Raw genomic sequence first — 474 nt, forward strand, 5'->3', positions numbered from 1 at the left:
ACCTTGTAGTCCGGACCGTATTTGTGAAGCAGGTCGAAGGTCGGAATCACCTCGGCATGCCTGCGGCGATTGTCCTTCCACACGCCCTCATAGAGGCAGTTGTGGAAATAGAAATATTCGAGCTGGCGGAATTCGGCGCGGGCGGCCGAGAACAGCTCCTCGACGCTTTTGATGTGGTCGTCCATCGAGCCGCCGACATCGAAGAACATCAACAGCTTCACCGCGTTGCGCCGCTCTGGCCGCGTCTGCACGTCGAGATAGCCGTGTTCGGCCGTGGCGTGGATGGTTCCGGGCAGGTCGAACTCTTCCTCGGCGCCCTCGCGCACCCAGCGACGCAGGCGTTTCAGCGCGATCTTGATGTTGCGGGTGCCGAGTTCGACGGCATCGTCGAAATTCCTGAACTCGCGCTTGTCCCAGACCTTCACCGCGCGGCGGTTGCGGCTTTCATGCTGGCCGATGCGCACGCCTTCGGGA

At 61.6% G+C, this 474-nt stretch carries 1 protein-coding gene; it reads right to left on the minus strand.

All coding sequences use genetic code 11. The features are described 5' to 3' along the window. Positions 1 to 474: VWA domain-containing protein (locus tag EN994_RS34830; protein WP_127308319.1), on the minus strand; the 474-nt coding region annotated here is incomplete at both ends.

The sequence above is a fragment of the Mesorhizobium sp. M7A.F.Ca.CA.002.09.1.1 genome, assembly GCF_003998555.1.
Lineage (GTDB): Bacteria > Pseudomonadota > Alphaproteobacteria > Rhizobiales > Rhizobiaceae > Mesorhizobium > Mesorhizobium ciceri.